Consider the following 20,667-nt stretch of genomic DNA (forward strand, 5'->3'; position numbering starts at 1 on the left):
AATAGGCCGGAGTAACCCTGATGGCAAACTTATATGTTATAGGAATGGGACCGGGCAGCAGAGAGGACATGACTCTCAGAGCCCTGGATGCCCTGAAAAAGTCTGATTTGATCATAGGCTATACAGCCTATATAGAGTTGTTAAAAAAGAGCCTGGCAGATGATGATATCATCATGTCCAAAGAATACTATTCCACAGGCATGACCAGGGAAACAGACAGGTGCAGATATGCTCTTGAAAAGGCAGACAGCGGCGTTGTGACAAGTCTTATCTGTTCGGGAGACAGCGGAATCTATGGCATGGCATCGCCTGTACTGGAACTGGCTGGGGACTATCCCTCTGCCAGGGTAGAGATAATACCCGGAGTGACAGCGGCATCCTCGGGAAGTGCGCTTACAGGTGCTCCCCTTAGTCACGACTTTGCAGTCATATCCTTGTCTGACAGACTTACGCCCTGGGAGCTCATCGAGAAGAGGATAAGGCTCCTTGCAGCAGCAGATATGCCTATAGCTGTATATAATCCCAGGTCCAAGGGACGTCCTGATTATCTGGCCAAAATGGCAGATATACTGATGGAAGAGGGTCTTCCCATGGACAGGCCCTGTGCTCTTGCCATTCATGTGGGCAGAGAAGGACAAAGGAGCGTCATAACAAGCCTTGGGGAATTAAAGGCGGCAGACGTAGATATGCAGACAGTGGTATTTATTGGATCATCAGCTACTTATGTAAGCACTGATAAGCTTATAACACCAAGAGGATACATAAAGTGAAGATATTTGTATTTGGCGGTACCACGGAGGGAAGAGAACTGGCAGAAAAGCTATTGGCTCTGGGGCATGATGTTGCAGTATCGGTGGCTACTGATTATGGCAGGTTCAAGGAAGCGGGCAGCAGGGTAAGGCTCCTGGAGGGGCGCCTTGACAGCAGCGAGATGGAGGAGATATTAAGAGGCTACGATATATGCGTAGATGCAACCCATCCCTATGCTGCAGAAGCAGGTGAGAATATCAAGGCAGCTTCAAGCGGAGCAGGGCTGGCCTATATACGCCTTGGAAGGACGATGAGTGCTGTCCCGGATAGTGCCCTGATATTTCAATCGGCAGGGGAAGCTGCTGATTATCTGAAAGACAAAAGGGGCCGGATCCTATTGACAACCGGAGCCAAAGAGATAGCAGCTTTTGCTCCTATCAGCCCTGAGCGGCTATTTATCAGGATCCTGCCCTCGGTGGAATCACTGGAGGCTGCTCTAAAGGCCGGGATCAGACCGTCCAATATCATAGCTATGGAAGGACCCTTTAGCAGTGAATTTAATGAGCTTATCCTCAGGGAGAAGGCTATTGACTATATGGTGACCAAAGACGGCGGAAGAGCAGGAGGCTTTCCGGAGAAGGTAAGTGCCTGTGAGAACTGCAAGGTACAGATGCTCCTCATAGCAAGACCTGCTTGCAGAGAAGGAATGAGCATGGATGAAGTAGTGCAGAGGATCAGTTCCATGGACAGGGGGTAAATATGAAGATCAGGATCTACCTCATAGGATGCGGAAGCGGACTTAATACCTATGTTACAGAGGGTGCGATGCAGATCATCAGGACAGCTGATCTGGTAATCGGATCCTCCAGACTCATTGAAGAGATGGGCTCAGAGGTACATGGCAGGATGCTGACCATGATAAGGACCGATGAGATCGCAGAGGAGATAGAGAGCTTTAATAACAGGGAATCCAGGGATAAGACGGCTGCCGTACTCTTTTCCGGCGATACAGGATTCTTTTCCGGTGCCACTGCCCTGTCTATACGCCTTGGCAAAAAGAATATCCCCTTTGAGATAATCCCCGGCATATCCAGTATGCAGATGCTGGCCACCAGGCTAAAAGAGGACTATCACGACTGGAACATAGTCTCCCTTCACGGTAGGACAGAGTCTGAAGAGGAGCTGAGAAATGCAGTGATCAGAGCTGTTATGACCGGCAAGAAGACCTTCTTTCTCACAGGGGGAAGGGCTGATCCCGGCTCTGTGTGCAGAGTGCTGGACTACCTGGGGCTGGGAAGGCTGAAGGTCATAGTAGGTGAGAAGCTCTTTAGCGTAAGCGAGAGAGTCACCGAAGGAAGTGCCGGGCAGCTATCAGGCAGGAGATTTGAAAGTCCTGCCGTCATCATTACAGACAGCGTAGACATAATGCCCTACAGAAGCCAGGGCTTTTTAGATGATGATTTTATAAGGGGTGATGTGCCCATGACCAAGCAGCTGGTCAGAGCTATGGTCATGTCGGAGCTGGCTGTGTCAGATGGGGATATTGTATGGGATGTTGGAGCAGGTACCGGCTCTGTATCCATAGAATGTGCGCTGATATCAAGGAATGGCCTGGTATATGCCATTGAAAAGAATAGGGCAGCTGTGGATCTGATAAGGAGAAACAGGGAAAAATTTGCCTGCTATAATCTTTTGACCGTAGCGGGAGAAGCTCCTGAGGCCTTATCAGGCTTGCCCCGTCCTGACAAGGTATTCATAGGAGGAAGTGGCGGAAATCTGGAAGCTGTGATTGGTAGTGTCTATAGCGCCAATCCTGATGCAGGGCTGGTGATCACCGCTATTACCATAGAAACCTATGACCTGGCCAGGAAGATATTAGAGGCCCAGGGAAGGGACTATTCCGTGAGTCAGATATCTGTGACCCAGTCTGACAGGCTGGGCTCCTATCACATCATGAAGGCTGCTAATCCCATTATGATAATAAGCAGCAGAAATAGAGAAATAAGATAAAGACACTAATAATGAGATCAGCAAAAAACAGATCAGAAATAATAATGATCTGAATAAAAGGAATGATATAGCTTGAATAAAGAAAAGAGCAGGGTCCCGGGCTTTATGATATCCGCTCCGGGTTCGGGATCCGGTAAAACGCTTATAAGTCTTGTGCTGCTGGGACTGCTAAGGAGAAAGGGGCTAAAGGTCGCTCCCTTTAAGGCTGGCCCTGATTATATAGATCCCATGTATCATAAGGCAGTTACAGGAAGAAGCTCCTACAATCTGGACACTTATCTGGGAGGGAGCTCTCATACAAAAGCTGTATACAGTAAATATAGCAAAGGCCATGACATAGCCCTTATAGAGGCTGCCATGGGCTATTATGACGGGATAGGTGGTAATACTACAAGGGCCAGCGCATATGAACTGGCCTCTCTTCTTGGTGTCCCTGTGATACTGGTTGTCAGCTGCAGGGGCACAGCTCTTACAGACAGCGCGGTGATCAGGGGGCTCATGGCATTTAGGAAGGATAGCAATATAGCAGGCTTTATCCTTAATAAGTGTAGCTGGGCACTCTATGAGCGCATCGCTCCTGTGATGGAGGAGGAATGTGGAATCCCCTGCCTTGGATATATGCCAAGTGACAAGAGAGCAGAGATAGGCACAAGGCACCTGGGCCTTGTGCAGGCAGGAGAAGTAGATGACATTATTCAGAGGATAGATGCCCTGTGCGATATCGCTATGGATACCATAGATCTGGACAGGATAATAGATATAGTTGCTAAAATGCCTGACCTCCGGAAGGATATAAATGAAGAATACACCGGGGAGGCGGTTTGTGAGTGCGAGGATATTTCGGCATCCGGAAAGGCTTGCGGATCATATATGCCTCCTGATAGAGACAGAATAAGTGGTCAGCCTCTTATAGCTATAGCAAGGGACAGAGCCTTTACTTTTATATACGACGAGCTCATAGACTGCCTTGAAGAAAGAGACGCAAAGTGCGTATTCTTTAGTCCTATTAAAGACAGTGCTCTCCCTGAGGGGACATGCGGCATATATATTCCCGGAGGTTATCCTGAACTCTATTTAAAAGAACTCTCATCCAATCATTCCATGCTCTCTTCAATAAGAGATGCATTTGGCAGGAAGATAGCCCTGATAGCCGAGTGCGGTGGATATATGTATCTGTCACGGGGTATCACGGACGAAGAGGGTCATCTATATAAGATGGCAGGATTATTTCCTGAGATCCATTATAGGACGGGAGGCCTGGTGCGCTTTGGCTATGCCTCTATGAAGGGAGAATGTGACAGTCTTTTATTGAAAAAAGGACAGGAGCTCCATATACACTCTTTTCATCATTATGATATTAAAGCTATAGACGCTGTGGAAGATAAGGGCGCGTGTATGGAGCTTACCAAGGCAGGCAGGGATATAAGCTGGAGAGAAGGTCATGTGGGAGACTTCTATTACGCAGGATACCCCCATCTCTACCTTCCGGGAGCAGAGGGAGCCCTGGACAGATTCCTGGCAGCAGCAGAAAGGAATAGCATTTGATCATCAAAAATCCAATGGAAATAGAAAATAAAAGTATGGAGATCATTAAGGGCGAGCTGGATGAAATGGGCATAAAGCTCCAGCCGGAAGAGGAAAGTTTGGTGCTCAGAGCCATACACGCAAGTGCAGATATGGATTATGCCCGTAATCTCATCTTTATAAATGAGCCCGTGAAGGCAGGAGTAGAAGCCATCCTGGCAGGCCGCGCCATTATCACTGATACCAATATGGCCCTGTCGGGGATCCACAAAAAGAGCCTGGAGGGGACTGCCAATCCCCTGGTCTGTTATATGGCTGATGAAGAGGTGGCTATAAAGGCCAGAGAAAAAGGCACCACAAGGGCAGAAGTATCCATGGAGAGGGCATCAGCAGAGTATCCAGGTGGTATATATGCCATAGGAAACGCCCCCACTGCTCTCTTAAAACTCTGCGAGCTTATAGAAGAAGAGGGCTTTAGGCCTTCGCTTATCATCGGGATACCTGTGGGCTTTGTAAATGTGGTTGAGAGTAAAGAGAGGCTAAAAAAAGTCTGTGAGATACATGGCCTTCCCTGCATAATAGGCATGGGCAGGAAGGGTGGCAGCACTATAGCGGCAGCTCTTATAAACGCACTGATATATAAGATTGGAAGATAAAGTATATGGCATACAAGCTTATGGTACAGGGGACCATGTCGGGAGCGGGCAAGAGTCTGATAACGGCAGGTCTTCTCAGGATATTTCACAAAGACGGATACAAGGCGGCTCCCTTTAAGTCCCAGAATATGGCACTGAATTCCTACATAACGGACGAAGGGCTGGAGATAGGAAGAGCCCAGGCCATGCAGGCTATGGCTGCAGGGACCAGGCCTTTGTCATATATGAACCCTATTCTCTTAAAACCCAATTCCGACATGGGCTCACAGGTAATAGTGGGAGGAAAGCCTATAGGTAATATGCATGCCAGGGACTATTTTGCTTATAAAAAGAAGCTGATCCCTGACATCATGTCAGCCCTGCACAGGCTGGAAGAAGAATATGATGTGATAATAATAGAGGGTGCAGGCTCTCCTGCTGAGATCAATCTAAAGAGCGATGACATAGTAAATATGGGCATGGCAAAGCTGGCTGATGCTCCTGTGATCCTGGTGGGAGATATAGACAGAGGCGGAGTCTTTGCCCAGCTCTATGGCACCACGGAGCTCCTTGAGCCTGAGGAGAAGGCCAGAATAAAGGGCCTTGTGATCAACAAATTCAGAGGAGATGTATCCCTCCTGGATAGCGGTATCAGCCAGATCGAAAAGCTCACCGGGATAGATGTGCTTGGGACAGTGCCCTATGTCAGGCTGGATATAGAAGAAGAGGACAGTCAGTCGGATAAATTAAATATGAGACAGGATAAGGATGGGACTCCTCTTGTCAGGATCATAAGGCTCCCTCATATATCCAATTACACGGACTTTGATCCCCTTATGAGAGAAGAGACCCTGTCAGTAGCCTATGTGGACAGAATAGATGAGCTCTCTGCCCCGGACCTTGTCATAATCCCCGGGACCAAGAATACCATGTCCGATCTGGAATGGCTCAGGAAGAGAGGACTGGACAGATGCATAAGAGACCTTGCCGGGAGGGGAGTCCCTGTCATAGGTATCTGCGGAGGCTATCAGATCCTGGGACAAAGGATAGAAGACCCATGCGGCGTAGAACACGGCGGAGTCATGGATGGCCTGGGACTTATAAATATGGTCACTTATTTAATGGACACAAAGGTCACCTGTAAGGTAAGAGGAAGGGCTGCGCAGCCGGAAGGCTTTTACTCTTTTGCCAGTGGCCTTGAGTTATCAGGCTACGAGATCCATATGGGAAGGACAAGCGGAGATGAAGCTCCCTTTGCCCTTATCAGGGATGAAGGCTCAGATGAAATGGGCGCTTATAGAGAAGACGGCGCCGTAAGAGGAAGCGTCCTTGGAAGCTATATGCACGGGTTATTTGACTCTGATGAATTTAGAAGAAAACTGATAGAGGCTCTGTATGACAGGGGAGGCTATGAGATGAAAGATGATTTTGGCCTTTCTCAAAAGGCATACAGAGAGAGGGAATATGACAAGCTGGAAGAGGCCCTAAGAGCACATCTGGATATGGACAGGATAAGGGCCATAATGGGTATGCCAAATGGATAATTCATATAAGTATTTTGAAAATCATGATTGCAAATATTATCCATGCCATAAGGGACAGGAGCATATCAACTGTCTCTTTTGCTATTGCCCCTTGTACAGCATGGATAATTGTCCGGGCAATTATACGTACAGAGAAAAAAACGGAAGGCTGATAAAGAGCTGTATAGACTGCTCTTTTCCCCATCTGCCGGAAAATTATGAGAAAGTGATAAAGATACTGGCAGCGCAAAATTCAAAGCCTGCAAAAGACAAGTGATCGCTTTGGCAGCGGACAAGCCGGATCATTGATACGAAATGGGATTATATCCATGAATGAACAGATAATAAGATCTCTTTACAAACAAATAAATAAACCGGATCAGGATATCCTAAAGAAAAGCAGGGAGCACTGGGACAATGTGGCCAAGCCTCTGGACGGACTTGGGGATATGGAGAAGATGATCTCAAAGATAGCCGCCATAAAGGGAACTGCTGACATAAGCCTTGGCAGGAAGAAGGTCCTGGTCCTCTGCGCTGACAATGGCATAGTGGAAGAGGGTATCAGCCAGTCGGGCTCTGAAGTGACAGCTATCGTAGCAGAGAGCATCACAAGGTCAGGGTCCAGCGTCTGCCGCATGGCGGCTACCTGCGGAGCTCTTGTGGAAGCGGCGGATATGGGGATCCGACAAGATCTAGAGCTTCCCGGCCTCCTTAGATATGCCAGGGATATTAGCGGAGAAGATTATCTGTTAAAGCCCTCCCGGGGCACGGAGAACTTTCTAAAAAAGCCTGCGATGACAAGTGCTCAGGCCCTGCATGCCATATACGCGGGAGTCCTCCTTGCAAAGAGAGAATACGAGCTGGGAACGGATATAATAGCCAGCGGAGAAATGGGAATAGGCAATACCACTACAAGTGCAGCCATGGCCTGTTTGCTTTTGGATCTGCCGGTTTCCGAAACAGTGGGAAGGGGAGCCGGACTCACAGATGACAAACTCCTTAGAAAAAGAGCTGTGGTAGAAGAAGCAGTTACCAAATACTCTGGTCATATAAATGAAGGAGAAGAGGTTACTGATAAAGAAAGACCTGCTATCACAGATAATAAAGCCTTTCGCATACTGACTGATCTGGGCGGCTATGATATTGCAGGAATGGTGGGATTATTCCTGGGAGGTGCTATATACAGGATACCGGTGATAATAGACGGAGTGATATCTGCTGTGGCAGCAGTCACTGCAGAGAGGTTATTTCCCGGGGTAAAGGACTATATGCTGGCAAGTCACGGAGGGAGAGAGCCTGCACACAGACTGCTCCTTGGCGAGTTGGGGCTTAAGCCTGTGATCGACGGGGATCTGGCTCTTGGAGAGGGGAGCGGCGCTGTGATGCTCTTTCCACTTCTGGATATGGCCCTTAGTGTATATAAGAGTGCTGCGGATTTTGGCGATATAGGCGTGGAGAATTATAAGAGATCATGATCCATTTAGTGATAGGAGGCAGTGCCTCAGGTAAATCCGAATATGCAGAAGAGCTGGTGCTAAAGCTAAGTCCGGGAGGATCAAAGGCCGGTCATAAAAGGTATTATCTGGCTACCATGAAAGCGTCAGATACAGAATCCTTGGAGCGTATTGATAAGCACAAAAGGCGCAGACAGGATATGGAATATGAGACACTGGAATATTCCAGGGATATAGACAGGGCTGCGGAGCATATATCTAAAAAAACTCATGGCAGCATAGTCCTGTTATTGGAAGATCTCCCCTGTCTCTGCGCAGGTGAGATGTTTGGGGAAGGTGGGAGCTACAAGCCTGATGTCTCGGAACTGATAATGGAAGAGATACTGCAGCTCTCAAAGGTCTGCGATCATATGGTGATAGTCACAGGTGACCTATACAGAGACGGAGTAAGATATGATGATATGACTGAGAATTATCTTTTCCAGCTGGCCGAAGTGACCGGAAAACTCGCAGCTATATCAGAGGATGTTACTGAGCTTGTATATTCTATTCCCGTCAGGATCGGAGGGAGGTCTGTTTGAAGAGTCTGATAATTGCTTTTTCCATGTATTCCAGGATACCCATGCCTGTGTTTGAATGGAAGGATAAGGATTACAAAAGATCCATCTGCTTCTTGCCCATGGTGGGATTTGTCATAGCTTGCGCGCAATGGGGCTGGCTCTATCTGTGCAGAGCTTATATCAGTATGGCAGGACCTGTGGCAGCAGCTATTGGCCTGTGGGCTATTCCTCTTATGATCACGGGAGGCATACATGCTGACGGCTATATTGACACCCAGGATGCCATCAATTCTTTTAAGGGTAGGGATGAGCGTCTGGAGATATTAAAGGATCCCCATGTGGGTGCCTTTGGGATCATCAGATATATCCTGGCTACGCTCCTCTACATAGGAGCTGCAGTGATAGTCATTTCCATGGGATCATATAAGCTTGAGATACTCCTTTGCGCTTCTCAGGTCACATCCAGGATACTCAGCGGCCTGGCAGCTGTAAGCATAGTAAATGCCAGAGGGAGCGGCATGCTCTATGATCTTACGGGCGAGGGCAAAAATGCCGCTGCTATAGCCTATTTTGCCATAATATACCTGATATGGTCTGGAGCGGCTATATATCTGGATCTGCCCGGAGGCGTTATATATACAGCTCTTGGAGCGATGTCATACATATATTACAGGCACTGGGCCATGAAGCTCTTTGGTGGTATTACGGGAGATCTGGAGGGCTATTATCTCACAGAGACAGAGCTTTTCTTTGGGCTGGCAGCAGCCCTCATAGCCATCATAACATAGAAGAGTTGGATGAGGTCGTAAATGGAGCTTATAATAGGCGGAGCCCATCAGGGCAAAGAAGAATATGCATCAGCCCTTTATCCGGAGGGAAAGGGATATAAGTGGATAAGGGCGGGGGCCGGCTTGGAGGATACGGAGTGCGCACTAGCTGACCTTGCGGCAGAGAAGCTGGCAGAAGCTGATCTGATATATGGATATCAGGAGATAGTGCGCAGGCAGCAGGCTCTGGGATCAGATCCGGTGTCTGAAATGGAAAGGCTGATCGCCATAAGGCCTGATATTGTGATCGTATGTGATGAACTAGGCTGCGGAGTAGTACCAATGGATCCTGCAGACAGGGCATACAGAGAAGCTGTGGGCAGGACGATGTGCCTGGCTGCGCAAAAGGCAGACAGAGTCACCAGGCTCTTTTGCGGCATTGCCACGGTCATAAAGGATAGTGGCATAAATGAGAGATTATCCTAAATGCGTTTTGAGGGCGGCGGCGTATGAAACTGATATTGATCAGGCATGGAATGACAACTGCGGGCAGGGGCAGGTATATAGGAAGGACTGACGTATCCTTGTCCATAGAGGGTAGAAGGGATATCATTGGCAGGAAGGCTGCCGGGCAGTACCCTGAGTGCTCACTTCTTATAAGCTCTCCCATGAAGAGATGCATAGAGACGTCAAGGATCATATATCCTGACATGGAGCCTTTGATAATAGATGAATTTAAAGAATGCGATTTTGGGCTATGGGAAGGAAGGAGCTACAGGGAGATAATAGAAGATCCATCCCTGTCTGATGACTATCAAAAATGGATAGACAGTGGTGCGACAGCTCCTATACCTATGGGCGAAGACAGAGAGGTTTTTACTAAAAGAGTGATAGCAGGCTATGAAAAGCTCTTGGATATTATTAAAATGTCAGGGGACTGTTCCGCTGCTTCCCTTGTAGTCCACGGCGGAACTATCATGGCGATCATGTCACATATATCAGGAGAAGAAAAAAACTTTTATGACTATATGACAGATCACGGAGAAATGAGATCTGTAGAAATCGGAATCTAATAAAATGATAAAACTTAACACTATTGCTATATTGATCGCTGCGATGATAGATCTATTGCTGGGAGACCCCGTTAATCCGCTTCACCCTGTGAGAATCATGGGACGGGCGATAGCAAGGCTTGACAGGGTGCTTAACAAAGAATCCTTAGCAGACAAAGAGAAGTACAGAAGGGGCATGATAGCTGCTATGATCATCCCTGCAGCATCTTTTGCCATAGGATGCCTGATATCATATACCGCATACAGATTAGGGCCTGTGATATATCTATTGGTGGAAGCAGTGCTCATGTCCCAGCTCATAGCGGCAAGAGACCTGGCTAAAGAAGCTCTGAGAGTGGGTAAGGCTCTTGCCGGAAAGAGAATAGCTCTGCCTACGGGAAAGATAAATGCTCCTCTGATAATAGAAGGGGGAAGGACAGATGAAGAAAGACTCGCATCCGGCCGAAAGGCTCTCTCCTGGATAGTGGGAAGAGATACCGGGTATCTGGACAGGGACGGGGTGATAAGGGCGGCGGTAGAAACTGTTGCAGAGAATACCTCAGACGGTGTGATCGCGCCCATGATATATATGCTGCTGGGAGGACTGCCCCTGGCTCTTGCCTACAAGGCAGTAAATACTCTGGATTCTATGCTGGGCTACAAGAATGATAAATATCTATTCTTTGGCAGGGCATCGGCAAGATCCGATGATATCTGGAATTATCTGCCATCCAGGCTCTCGGCAATTATGATATGCATAGCTGCTATATTACCGGGCTACAGCATGACCGGGGCCTTTAGGATATGGCGAAGGGATAGAAGAAAGCATGACAGTCCCAACTCGGCGCAGACTGAAAGCGCCTGTGCAGGAGCTATGGGGCTGCGCCTGGCAGGAGATGCATATTACGGAGGCAAGCTCAAGAAGAAGGAATATATAGGTGATGCTATAAGGAGCATTGAGCTGTCTGATATTTCTTCCTCCTGCGTGCTGATGCTGGCATCGTCAGGTATTATGCTGGCTCTGGGGCTTGCTGCAAGGATACTGGTGATATTTCTGATAGGAGAATGATCTTGGGGATCACCATGCAGACAGCCTGGCTTTTGGTAAGCGTTTATTCCTGGGGCATTAAATAGAAAACAGAGGAAATAGAAATGTGGGAATACATACATGGCGGAAGTTCATACAGAGCTGAAAAAATAGAACTGGATATGTCAGTTAATCTTAATGCCTTTGGTTTGCCTTCTTCTGTTAAAGAAGCTGTTATCTCTAATATGGACAAGGCCGTGGAGTATCCTGATCCTGACTGCCTGGAGCTGACAAATGAGATAGTAGATTGGGAGAAGAGGCATAGCGGATATGAGCTTATTGATCAGCAGATCATCTGCGGGAACGGTGCTTCAGAACTTATAAATGCCGCTGTTACAGCATCAGGAGCGAGTTCTGCTCTTGTACAGACTCCCATTTTCTATGGATATGAGAGAGCTGTCAGAAATAGTGGGATAAAGCTCATAAGGGGAGACTCACTGGCAGCAATGCCCGGTGTCAGACTCCGTACCGACAAAGATGGCAGATATTTCATGCCTACTATGGAGATGGCAGAGCAGGTCAGAACTACAAGAGCCGGTCTTGTGATACTATGTAATCCTTCTAATCCCACGGGATCCTGCATTAGAGAAGATGTGCTGGAGGAAATAGTCAAAGCCGCAAAAGAAGCAGGGAGCAGGATCATCATAGATGAATGCTTTTTGCCCATTTGCGAAGATTATAAAGAAAGGACTGCATTGAAATTCCTAAAAGATTATCCGGATATCATGATAATAAGATCTCTTACCAAGTTATATTCTATGCCGGGTATCAGGAGCGGCTATGCTATCAGCGGCTCCAGATACTGGGAGGAGGATATCAGAAGAGCGCTGCCTGAATGGAATATGGGAAGTCTTGTGCAGCTTGCTTCTATAGCTGCGCTTAGAGATGACAGATATCTGGAAGAGTCTCTAGCCTATATCAGACAGGAGAAGGACAGGTTAATGCAGGCGCTTCTCTTTATGGGACTTGACCTGATCCCGGGAAGGGCCAATTATCTCATGATCAGGTCCCGGGATACAGATCTTAAGGCAGCTCTTTTGGAAAAAGGGATACTCATAAGGGCTTTGGATAATTACGCGGGGCTTTTTCCAAAAGGCTTCTACCGAATATGTGTTAGAAAGAAAGAAGACAATGACAGGCTGATAGCTGCTGTCAGAGAATGTATTCCATGATCCTGGATTTGGTCTTCATGCCCATCTTTTCATAGAACAGTTCTGCAGCGTCATTACCTGCCCACACGGACAAGGTGACTTCATAGCAGCCAAGCCTTTTGCCTTCTGCTAATACATGTTCAAAGAGAGATCTTCCTATATGGCGATCTCTGTATTTCTCGTCTACGCACAGATCATCTATATAGAGCTGACTCTTTGGATGCATAGTGCTGGTAAATGCGGGACTCTTGATAACGCAAAAGGCATATCCCATAAGAGTGTCGTCATCATCTGCTGCTACATACACCGGCGTATTATCATTTGCTATTATCCCTGTCAGTTCATCCTTAGTATATTTCGTGGTTCCGGATCTGAATATATCAGGGCGAATTGCAGCGTGGATCTCAAGGACCTGGGACAAAAGGTCTAAAAGCTTTGGTATATCAGCGTTTACAGCTCTTCGAATTTTCACTTTCTAATCCTCTTTTCTAAAATTATTTGTATCAATATCGAGAATAGCATGTAGAATCTGACTTTGCAATCCGATAAGATTCTTAGAATTATTTTTAAAAAACTATTGACGTTATTTATTAGAAATTGTAACATAGCGTGAAGAAGGGGATTGAAAAGTGGGGGAAGCCATATTGTGAAGGTTCATGATATGTAAACCACATTTACGAATACAGAAAGGGTAGAAGAAAAAGTATGAACGAGAACGAAAAGAAGATCGAAGAGATGGCAGCAGTTAATAACGAAGATGCTCAGGCAGAAGCTGCAAAGGCAGACAGCAAGAAGAGCGCAGCAGCAAAGAAGGCGCCTGCTAAGAAAGCTGCTTCTAAGAAAACAAAGAGCACAAAGACTGCATCGAAGACTTCTAAGAATTCAGGATCAGCTAAGAAAACTTCTGCAACAAGTAAGACCAAAAATACTAAGGCTGCATCTACAGCAAAGAAGGAGACTGCTTCCAAGACTTCTACAGTAAAGGCTGCAGATAAGAAGACAAAGACAGCAGCAAATAAATCAACAAAGGCTGCAGCTTCTAAGTCTACAGCAAAGACCGCAGCAAAGAAGACTACGGCAAAGGCTGCAGAGACTACTAAGGCAGCAGCTACCAAAACAGCAGGCAAGAAGACTGCAGCAAAGAAGACAACAAAAGCAGCAGCTAAGAAAACTACAGCAAAGGCAGCAGCTTCAAAGACTGCTTCAACAAAGGCAGCAACTGCAAAAACAGCAGCTAAGAAGACTACTGCAGCTAAGAAGACAACAAAAGCAGCAGCTGCAAAGACAAAATCTGTTAAAACAAGCGCTGCAAAGACAACCGCTTCAAAGGCTGCAGCAGCAAAGACTACAGCAGCAAAGACTGCCGCAAAGAAGACAGCGAAGGCTTCTACAAGAAAGCCTGAGTCAGCAGTGATCAAGAAGATGCTGGCTGTTATGAAGAAGAAGCATATCACACAGCTTCAGCTGGAGCAGGCTTGCGGATTTTCTAACGGAACCTTCGTTAACTGGAAGAACAGAGGCGGTAAGAGCTACCTCAAGCACATCGATAAGATCACAGCAGTGCTGGGTGTTACTCCCAGAGATCTGGGCGCAGATAAGGAGATCGCAGAGATAGCCGAGAAGAAGGCTATGGCAAGGAAAGCAACCAAGGATGCCAGGAAAAAGACCCGCACAGGTAAGGTTGGCAGACCTCCGATCACAGTAGAATCTCTTGGCAAAGAGGATGCAGCTATTGTTAAGGGCCTTAGAAAGCTCTCCGACAGAGATAAGGAAGTGGTAAGGAGTCTGGTGCTCTCCCTTGCAAGGACATCCAAGAAGAAAGAGAACTAACTTTATGACATAGAAGTACATCCATGTACTTCTAAGCATGTCAACTTACATCCTGCAAGGATGACATAGAATTATTAAAGAAATCTCCGGAGAGTATATCTTCATGTGTGAACTCCGGGGATTTCTTTTGTTTAAACCATCAAAGAAATAGAAAACGCAAGATATATCAGCACAATATATATTTTTAAAAGGGATATATATGCAGGACAATAATAGAAACAAAGAAATAGAACATAGTATAATCAAGAAATTTCGAAAGAGTATCTGGAGTCAGTTTACCAAGGCTATCAATATCTACAATATGATAGAAGATGGTGACAGGATTGCAGTATGCATTTCAGGCGGTAAGGATTCTATGCTGCTGGCCAAGCTTTTTCAGGAGCTTAGAAAACATGGCATACAGAATTTTGAAGTGGAATATCTTGTCATGAATCCCGGCTATAATGATATTAATTTTCAAAATATATTAGAAAACGCCAGGATGATGGAGATACCCATCACAACATTTGAATCCAGCATATATGATATTGTATCCAAGCCTGAGATGGACACGGGAGGTTCTCCCTGTTACCTCTGCGCCAGGATGCGAAGGGGCGCGCTGTACAGCAAGGCCAGAGAACTGGGCTGCAATAAGATTGCACTGGGACATCACTATGATGATGTGATAGAAACTATTCTTATGGGCATGCTTTATTCCGGACAGATACAGACTATGATGCCAAAGCTTCATTCTACGAATTTCGAAGGCATGGAACTTATAAGGCCGCTCTATCTGGTAAGAGAAGAAGATATCATCAAATGGAGAGATTATAATGATCTGCATTTTATAAGATGTGCCTGCAGACTTACAGAGAATAGCGTAAAGACAGGTGGAAGTGAAAACGGCACCAAGAGAGGCGAGACCAAGAGGCTGATAGCTGAGCTTAGAAAATTAAGCCCCTATATAGAAAGCAATATTTTCAAAAGCGTAGAGAATGTCCACTTAAATGCTATAATCGGCTACAAAACGCTCGATGGCAGCAGGCACAATTTCCTGGATGACTATGACCAATAAGTGACTGTTCGCTTGTTATAATGCGCAGCTGCTGTTATTGTCATTGTAAGAAAATGAACAGGTATACTAATAATATTTGTTTTTTGACAGAGCAGTATTTGAATGTCATAATCAACTATAGATGTAGATTGTAGCTGATCATGCATGCGATCTGCACCAGATGATAATAGTAGATGGGGGGATGGGATATTGGAAACAGTAATTGAGTTTGTAAATACCTATATGTATTACATTGTTGAGTTATTTACTACCCTTATGGAACTGTTTGGTGTATCCATTCTGGTATTTACTGCTGTTAAGGGCTTTATAGGCTGGATCCGCAAGGATGAAAGCGTGCGCCTGAATCTGGCTCAGGGAATAGCACTTGCCCTGGAATTTAAGCTGGGCGGCGAGGTCCTGCGAACTGTTGTAGTCAGAGAGTGGTCCGAACTTGGCATTCTTGGCGCTATTATCCTTCTTAGAGGCGTTCTCACATTCCTGATCCATTGGGAGATCAAGAATGAAAAGAAAGAGATAGAAGGCTTGTCCAACTAATACAGAGCTTTGCGGGCCATCAAGGTTTATTGTGGCAAATGAATTCTTTTTCATAAAAAGCAAAATAACATAGAGCTTTTTGCTGAAATGATCCTGTAATCCAAAATGTATCGGCCATATAATGAATTCATCAAAGGCAACAGATGACAATGGTTTATGTTTTGGAAAGGACGGTGAGGATCATGTTGTCGCTGCTTTTTATCATATTTTTCTTTTGGATCTTTGGAAAAATGATCGGTTTTGCATTCAGAGCAAGCTGGAGCATAATCAAAGTTATGTTTACACTGGTTTTTCTTCCCCTTATTCTTGTGGGACTGGTATTTAAAGGGCTTGTAATCATTGCATTTCCGGTATTGCTGCTGGTTGGAATTTATAGCCTGCTGGAAAGAGCATAAATAAGACGAGAGAAAAATAGTACTCGGCAAAGTGGTCTGTGGATCAATTGATCTACGGACCGCTTTTTTGTGTGATCAGTGAGTTTTGATATTTATTATTTGGGGATATGAAATGGACTTGCAATTTGTGGCATCAGCTGGTGAGTGCATAAAGCAAATGATGATTTTTTCACAAAGAATTTAAGAGAATTTAAAGACGGGATGCATTTGTTTGAATGTTTATTCAAATGGCGCAAATACAGGCTTTTGCGCTATTAAAAGATAACAAAAGACATATGATATAATTGTGAGAATTTACTGAAATGATACAAAATTGTTAAGACAATATTGATTGTGATCACTCCCTTGGCTAGAATGATATTGGTTCGCAATAGTTTGATTAAGGAGGGAGAATCAAAATGAACTTTAAAAAGAAGATAGCAGCCACAGTAGGTCTGGCTATGGGCCTTGCAATGTGCGTAGTGCCCGGCGTGCCTGCAGTGGAAGCAGAGGCTGCAAGCTCATCATCTACACTGGTATGGAGTGATGAATTCAATTCCGGATCACTGGATACCAGCAAGTGGACCTGTGAGATCGGCAACGGCTCGGGAGGCTGGGGCAACAACGAGCTGGAATATTACACAGATCGCAGTGAGAATGTAGCAGTAAGAGACGGCTCACTTGTGATTACTGCAAGGAAGGAGAATTATAACGGCTATAATTACACATCGGCCAGATTAAAGACCCAGGATAAGTTCCGTTTTACATACGGACATGTTGAAGCAAGGATCGCTCTTCCTTCAGGAAATGGTATCTGGCCTGCATTCTGGATGCTGGGACAGAATATCGGAAGCGTGGGCTGGCCCAGATGCGGAGAGATAGATATCATAGAAGCTATCAATGCTGAGAACAAGGTGTACGGTACATGTCACTGGGATTCCAATGGACATGCAGAATACGGCAACAGCTCAGGAACATTTGATATCACTCAGTTCCATAATTATACTTTGGACTGGGATGATCAGTATATCCGCATGTATGTGGACGGAAACAGATATCATGAGATCTACATCGGAGGAAATGCAGGTAATACAGAAGAACTTCATCAGGAGCAGTTCCTGCTTCTCAATGTAGCTGTAGGCGGCAACTGGCCCGGCTTTAACATCGACAACAGCAGGTTCCCTCAGCAGATGAAGGTGGATTATATCCGTGTATATCAGGACAGACCTAACTTCACATCAACTTCACCAAATCCTGTTGACGGCAATACAGGCTCAGGTAATGGCGGCGGATCCGGCTCAGGAAACGGCGGCAGTAACAATACAGCCTCCGGTAAGGTGTATATCTATCAGGATATCAACTATGGCGGAAGAAGTGCTTCTCTTGGAGTAGGTGATTATAATCTCTCATCTCTGCAGGCCAAAGGCTTTAGAAATGATGACCTTACTTCTCTTAAGGTTCCTTTTGGATATAAGGTTACACTCTATGAGCATGATAATTTTGGCGGCGCCAGCAGGGTTATCAGGGGAGATAGCAGCTGGATCGGAAATGACTTTAACGACAAGACTTCATCTATCAGAGTGGAGAAGGTTAGATACAGGATCATCAATAGAAACAGCGGCCTGGCTCTGGATGTTTCCGGCGGAAGCAGAGATAACGGCGCTAATGTGCAGCAGTGGACACCCAATGGCACAGATGCACAGACCTGGTATGTAGAATTTAATCCCGATGATTCCACTTTTGTAGTAACCAGTGCTCTGAATGGCAAGGCTCTGGATATGGGCGGCTGGTCCACAGAGAACGGCGGCAACCTGATCATGTGGGATAATAATAATACAGCAAATCAGAGATGGTATATCACATCCATTGATAACGGCTATTCTTTCCTTATCAACAAGCATAGCAACAAGGCTATGGATGTAGCAGATGTATCTACAGCAGCAGGCGCCAATGTACACCAGTGGGATTATGTTGCAGGAGCTAATCAGCAGTGGAAGTTTGAAGCTCTGAACTAAAGCTGATAAAAGTTTTTTGGGGGCCCAAAGTACTCGGCAACTAAAAACAAGCGGGGAGACCCCTGTTACACCATTTACGTGTAACAGGGGTCATTTTTTTCCTCATATTATTTAGGGCCATGAGAGCAAAACTCTTATCATGTAAACATGAACGATTTTTGCTCTATGGCGCCTATATCATGATATAATAAGAACTGTATACAGTGTATTTATGAACGGCATACAGATAACGAGGTACGGGTATGAAAAGAATTGGAATCATGATAGCCAATATTTCATCTGTCTACGCAATGGACCTGCTGGCGAGTATCTTTGATCATGCCGGTAAGAAGGGTGTGCAGGTATTTGTCTTTGCAGGAACACACACCAATGGCTTTCTAAGGTCTCTGAACGATTCTGCCATTAAATATACCAATTACAATTATCAATGCAATGTTGTCTATGATTACTATAAATTCTGCAATCTTGATGCCATTATAGTCAGCGCAGGTACTTTCTCGGGTTTTCTCTATGGCAAGACCCTGACACAGTTTCTGGAGAGCTTTGGCGATATTCCCATTGTAGTAACAGAACAGGAAAATGATGTAAGTAAGTATTCTATTGTCAGGACAGATAATTATGCCAGCCAGTATCAGCTCTGTGAGCATCTGATCCGGGAGAGAGGCTGCAAGAAGATCCTCATTCTGGCAGGCCCTGAAAATAACGATGATGCTATCGAAAGATTGACTGCTATTAAGGATTGCATCAGGGACAATGGTCTGGAATTTACAGATGAGATGCTGGAGTATGGTGACTTTTCTCCCGGCGTACAGGAGCAGGCTACAAGGCTCCTTGCTCATAATATGGATGCGGATGCTGTCATGTGCGGTAATGACCTGATGGCAGAAGCTGTTTATAAGGTTTGCAGTAATATTGGCTTAAAGGTTGGCAAGGACATAATAGTAACAGGCTTTGACGATGCTGCTGTATGTACGCAGCTAAGTCCCACTCTTACTACTGTTGGCCAGGATATAGATAAGATCGCAGAGACTGCCCTTGATCTGGCAATAGAACTGATAGGAGGCGGAGAACATAGGGCGCTGAAGATTCCATCCAAGGTCATACTAAGAGGGTCGTCCAGCCGTCTGGAGTGCTTTGATCCGGAATTCTTTACCAATTCACTTCAGGCTGCAAATGATAAATATGATCTGCTGCTCAAGCAGGTATTCCTTATCTCTAATATCAGCCATGATATGCTGCTCAATGTAGATGACGAGAGAGCTTTCTATGCTTCAGCTGCAGAGAAGCTGGTAAGTCTGGGTTGTAATTATGCCTGGATGATGCTCATGGAAGAGCCAAAGGCCAGGGAAGCAACAGAGGTCTGGGAATGTCCTGATGAGCTATATATGGTCATCAAGATTGAGGACAGCATACCTGAGGTATTCTGTAAACATGATGACATCAGGATCAACCAGGAGATAGGTATAGGGCATTTCAGAAATGCCGCCGAGGATACCCTCTTTGATACTTCCGGAGGTAAGACTCTATTTCCTATTTTCTCCGGTGCTATGCAGTATGGCCTCCTGATGGTAGATTCCAATGCGGATATGATGTATCCCATCCAGCTGGCTATCAGCCAGATCGCAACTGCCATGACCTACTATACTCAGCACAATGAGATAGTGGAGCACAGCGTGCAGCTGGAAGGTGATTCCATGACAGATGACCTGACACAGATGCTCAATACCAGAGGTATCTCACAGGCCATGGAGAGATATGCATCCTTTATGGCAGATTCCGAGCCTTCCATGAGACTGCTGGTGGTAGAGCTCAATAATCTCAAGGAGATCAGGGATAAGAAGGGCCATGATGAAGGTGATGTTGCCATCCTGACTATGGCAGAGGCGCTAAGCTCAGTATTTATGGGCGATCACTATATGGTAGCCCACGTGGGTGATGATGAGTTTGCTATCATAGTAATGGATTCATACTATGAATCTCCTGAGGAAGAAAGAGAGAGGCTGGAGGATTATTGTGATACTCTTAACCAGGATATCTTCAGAGAATATTATATAGAGCCGGTTATAGGATATCTGGATTTCGTCCTTAGGGAAGATACCAAGGTAGAAGACCTGATCAAAGAGGCCGAGATGACTCTGGCTGAGGATAGGAAGAACAGAAGAAACAGTGCAATGAAGGAGTTCTGATGCACTTAAAGTAAATGGAAAACTTAAAGTTAATGGAAAAATTTTGGTTTCTTGCAAACACTGCAAAATAGCTGCTTTATAAAGAGATAAAAACTCTCCGGGACTGATTTTTATCAGTTCCGGGGAGCTTTGTTTGGAAAATGCAAATATGATATATGTAT

General features: G+C 45.7%; 20 protein-coding genes. 19 read left to right on the top strand and 1 reads right to left on the bottom strand.

Annotated features, from left to right (window positions below; all coding sequences use genetic code 11):
- The first annotated feature begins 20 nt into the window (after positions 1–20).
- The 14 genes from cobJ (at position 21) to G636_RS0107050 (ending at position 12,534) form a co-directional block, all read left to right on the top strand.
- Entirely contained in the window at positions 21–770 is a 750-nt protein-coding gene (gene cobJ, locus G636_RS0106985) for a precorrin-3B C(17)-methyltransferase (protein WP_026507459.1), read from the top strand.
- Positions 767–1,507 carry a precorrin-6A reductase gene (gene cobK, locus G636_RS0106990; protein WP_026507460.1) on the top strand — a complete coding sequence of 247 codons (741 nt, stop codon included), beginning with the start codon at positions 767–769 and terminating at the stop codon, positions 1,505–1,507. Before cobJ ends, cobK begins: the two co-directional genes overlap by 4 nt.
- A gap of 2 nt (positions 1,508–1,509) precedes the next feature.
- On the top strand, positions 1,510–2,760 hold the full coding sequence (gene cbiE / locus G636_RS0106995) for a precorrin-6y C5,15-methyltransferase (decarboxylating) subunit CbiE (protein ID WP_026507461.1): 1,251 nt from the start codon (positions 1,510–1,512) through the stop codon (positions 2,758–2,760).
- 72 nt (positions 2,761–2,832) lie between these two features.
- Positions 2,833–4,305 carry a cobyrinate a,c-diamide synthase gene (locus G636_RS0107000; RefSeq protein WP_026507462.1) on the top strand — a complete coding sequence of 491 codons (1,473 nt, stop codon included), beginning with the start codon at positions 2,833–2,835 and terminating at the stop codon, positions 4,303–4,305.
- A 14-nt stretch (positions 4,306–4,319) separates the two neighbouring features.
- Positions 4,320–4,940 carry a precorrin-8X methylmutase gene (locus G636_RS0107005; protein WP_035779135.1) on the top strand — a complete coding sequence of 207 codons (621 nt, stop codon included), beginning with the start codon at positions 4,320–4,322 and terminating at the stop codon, positions 4,938–4,940.
- A gap of 5 nt (positions 4,941–4,945) precedes the next feature.
- Entirely contained in the window at positions 4,946–6,463 is a 1,518-nt protein-coding gene (locus tag G636_RS0107010) for a cobyric acid synthase (RefSeq protein WP_026507464.1), read from the top strand.
- Positions 6,456–6,719 carry a cysteine-rich small domain-containing protein gene (locus G636_RS0107015; RefSeq protein ID WP_026507465.1) on the top strand — a complete coding sequence of 88 codons (264 nt, stop codon included), beginning with the start codon at positions 6,456–6,458 and terminating at the stop codon, positions 6,717–6,719. The genes G636_RS0107010 and G636_RS0107015 overlap by 8 nt, the downstream gene beginning before the upstream one ends.
- A gap of 52 nt (positions 6,720–6,771) precedes the next feature.
- On the top strand, positions 6,772–7,917 hold the full coding sequence (locus tag G636_RS0107020; protein ID WP_026507466.1) for a nicotinate-nucleotide--dimethylbenzimidazole phosphoribosyltransferase: 1,146 nt from the start codon (positions 6,772–6,774) through the stop codon (positions 7,915–7,917).
- Positions 7,914–8,477, top strand: a complete 564-nt coding sequence (locus G636_RS0107025; RefSeq protein ID WP_026507467.1) for a bifunctional adenosylcobinamide kinase/adenosylcobinamide-phosphate guanylyltransferase — start codon at positions 7,914–7,916, stop codon at positions 8,475–8,477. Before G636_RS0107020 ends, G636_RS0107025 begins: the two co-directional genes overlap by 4 nt.
- Positions 8,474–9,244, top strand: coding sequence for an adenosylcobinamide-GDP ribazoletransferase (locus G636_RS0107030; RefSeq protein WP_026507468.1), 771 nt, complete (start codon positions 8,474–8,476; stop codon positions 9,242–9,244). Before G636_RS0107025 ends, G636_RS0107030 begins: the two co-directional genes overlap by 4 nt.
- Before the next feature lie 21 nt (positions 9,245–9,265).
- Entirely contained in the window at positions 9,266–9,709 is a 444-nt protein-coding gene (locus G636_RS0107035) for a bifunctional adenosylcobinamide kinase/adenosylcobinamide-phosphate guanylyltransferase (protein ID WP_026507469.1), read from the top strand.
- 23 nt (positions 9,710–9,732) lie between these two features.
- Positions 9,733–10,296 (top strand): histidine phosphatase family protein, encoded by a 564-nt coding sequence (locus G636_RS17680; protein ID WP_035779083.1) that lies wholly within the window; start codon positions 9,733–9,735, stop codon positions 10,294–10,296.
- Positions 10,297–10,300: 4 nt separating this feature from the next.
- A complete protein-coding gene (gene cbiB, locus G636_RS0107045; RefSeq protein ID WP_051226668.1) occupies positions 10,301–11,344 on the top strand; it encodes an adenosylcobinamide-phosphate synthase CbiB in 1,044 nt (347 codons plus the stop codon).
- Between the two features lie 83 nt (positions 11,345–11,427).
- Complete coding sequence (locus tag G636_RS0107050; RefSeq protein WP_026507471.1) at positions 11,428–12,534, top strand: pyridoxal phosphate-dependent aminotransferase; 1,107 nt, start codon at positions 11,428–11,430, stop codon at positions 12,532–12,534.
- Here G636_RS0107050 and G636_RS0107055 read toward each other — a convergent pair.
- Positions 12,515–12,985, bottom strand: coding sequence for a GNAT family N-acetyltransferase (locus tag G636_RS0107055; protein ID WP_026507472.1), 471 nt, complete (start codon positions 12,983–12,985; stop codon positions 12,515–12,517). The two genes, G636_RS0107050 and G636_RS0107055, sit on opposite strands and share 20 nt — an antisense overlap.
- Before the next feature lie 233 nt (positions 12,986–13,218).
- On the opposite strand from G636_RS0107055, the gene G636_RS19455 reads away from it, so the two are divergent.
- The 5 genes from G636_RS19455 to G636_RS0107085 all read left to right on the top strand — a co-directional run bounded on the left by G636_RS19455 (position 13,219) and on the right by G636_RS0107085 (position 20,506).
- Positions 13,219–14,343, top strand: a complete 1,125-nt coding sequence (locus G636_RS19455) for a helix-turn-helix domain-containing protein (RefSeq protein ID WP_051226670.1) — start codon at positions 13,219–13,221, stop codon at positions 14,341–14,343.
- A gap of 199 nt (positions 14,344–14,542) precedes the next feature.
- A complete protein-coding gene (locus G636_RS0107065; protein ID WP_026507473.1) occupies positions 14,543–15,397 on the top strand; it encodes a tRNA 2-thiocytidine biosynthesis TtcA family protein in 855 nt (284 codons plus the stop codon).
- Between the two features lie 189 nt (positions 15,398–15,586).
- Positions 15,587–15,931 (top strand): DUF1622 domain-containing protein, encoded by a 345-nt coding sequence (locus G636_RS0107070; protein ID WP_026507474.1) that lies wholly within the window; start codon positions 15,587–15,589, stop codon positions 15,929–15,931.
- Positions 15,932–16,724: 793 nt separating this feature from the next.
- Positions 16,725–18,320, top strand: coding sequence for an RICIN domain-containing protein (locus tag G636_RS20485; protein ID WP_051226672.1), 1,596 nt, complete (start codon positions 16,725–16,727; stop codon positions 18,318–18,320).
- 242 nt (positions 18,321–18,562) lie between these two features.
- Positions 18,563–20,506: a substrate-binding domain-containing protein gene (locus G636_RS0107085; protein ID WP_026507476.1), complete on the top strand. Its 1,944-nt coding sequence runs from the start codon at positions 18,563–18,565 to the stop codon at positions 20,504–20,506.
- The last annotated feature ends 161 nt before the right edge of the window (positions 20,507–20,667 follow it).

This window comes from Butyrivibrio sp. MC2013, assembly GCF_000424585.1.
GTDB lineage: Bacteria > Bacillota > Clostridia > Lachnospirales > Lachnospiraceae > Butyrivibrio.